Origin of the sequence: Paraprevotella xylaniphila YIT 11841 (genome assembly GCF_000205165.1) — a bacterium.
Lineage (GTDB): Bacteria > Bacteroidota > Bacteroidia > Bacteroidales > Bacteroidaceae > Paraprevotella > Paraprevotella xylaniphila.
In genome coordinates, this window is the sequence record NZ_GL883806.1 from 1 (window position 1) to 1,398 (window position 1,398).

The 1,398-nt window shown below is 56.9% G+C and carries 3 protein-coding genes; all 3 read left to right on the forward strand.

Features of this window, described 5'->3' with window-relative positions; genetic code table 11:
* A partial coding sequence (gene traN, locus HMPREF9442_RS00605; protein WP_008624129.1) for a conjugative transposon protein TraN occupies positions 1-606 on the forward strand: 606 nt, incomplete at its 5' end.
* Between the two features lie 2 nt (positions 607-608).
* A complete protein-coding gene (locus HMPREF9442_RS00610) occupies positions 609-1,184 on the forward strand; it encodes a conjugal transfer protein TraO (RefSeq protein WP_004291523.1) in 576 nt (191 codons plus the stop codon).
* A 7-nt stretch (positions 1,185-1,191) separates the two neighbouring features.
* Positions 1,192-1,398: CHC2 zinc finger domain-containing protein (locus HMPREF9442_RS00615; RefSeq protein ID WP_008624131.1), on the forward strand; the 207-nt coding region annotated here is incomplete at its 3' end.

A 1,398-nucleotide genomic window follows, 5' to 3' on the forward strand; every position in this document is an offset into this window, starting at 1 on the left:
GACGGCAGTTTCTACACCTTCAACGTGAAGTACGCCGCCGAACCGCTGTTGCTCAACGTGGAGATGTGCGACTTCATCCATGACGGCAGCACGGTGAACCGCCCGAACAACGCGCAGGAAATCTATCTGAAAGAGCTGGGCAGCGAAAGCCCGATGCTGGTGCGCCTTATCATGAAGTCCATCCACAAACAGAACAAGCGCGAGGTGAAGCATATCGGCTGCAAGCGTTTCGGCATCCAATACCTGTTGAAAGGCATCTACACGCACAACGGCTTGCTTTATTTCCACACGGAGATAAAGAACCAGAGCAACGTGCCTTTCGATGTGGACTACATCACTTGGAAAATCGTGGACAAGAAGGTTGCGAAGCGTACTGCCGTGCAGGAGCAGATTATTCTGCCGCTCCGCGCGCAGAACTACGCCACCCTCGTGCCGGGCAAAAAGAGCGAGCGCACGGTCTTCACGATGGCGAAGTTCACCATCCCCGATGACAAGTGCCTCGTGGTGGAATTGAACGAGAAGAACGGCGGCCGTCACCAGTCCTTCGTGATTGAGAACGAGGATTTGGTACGCGCGGGTACCATCAACGAACTTCAAGTACGCTGACCATGAGAAAGTACATCGCAATAATCATCGCGTCGCTTGCCCTTTTTACAGGGCAGGCGCACGCCCAGCGGTGTCTGCCGAAGATGCAGGGCATCGAGGTGAGGGCGGACATGGCGGACGGCTTCAATCTCGGCGGCAAGGACGGCGGGTACAGCTTCGGGGCGGCTCTCTCCACCTACACGAAGAAGGGGAACAAGTGGGTGTTCGGTGGCGAATACCTGTTGAAGAACAATCCCTACAAGGACACCAAGATACCCGTGGCGCAGTTCACGGCGGAGGGCGGCTATTACTTCAAGATACTGTCGGACGCCCGAAAGATTGTTTTCGTCTATGCCGGGGCTTCGGCTCTCGCCGGATATGAGGCGGTAAATTGGGGGAAGAAGGTGCTGCATGACGGCTCCACGCTGCACGACCGGGACGCCTTCATCTACGGCGGTGCGCTGACGCTCGATGTGGAGTGTTACGTGGCAGACCGTATCGCCCTGCTTGCCAACCTGCGGGAGCGTTGCCTTTGGGGTGGCGACACACGGAAGTTCCACACGCAGTTCGGGGTCGGTATCAAGTTCATCATCAACTGACACGGGCATGGAAAGGACGGAAATAGATGCTGTCAGAAGGATGCCGCTTGCGGATTTTCTCGCACGGCTGGGGCATGAGCCTGTCAGAAGGAGCGGTAACGAGCTGTGGTATCTTGCCCCGTACAGGGGCGAGCGCACATCCTCTTTCCGTGTGAACGTGGCGAAACAGCTCTGGTACGACTTCGGTTTGGGCAAGGGCGGCGACATCTTCACG

Bases quoted from the DNA above. Each gene is read 5' to 3' on its own strand.
- HMPREF9442_RS00610 (WP_004291523.1), top strand. From the start codon at position 609: ATGAGAAAGTACATCGCAATAATCATCGCGTCGCTTGCCCTTTTTACA.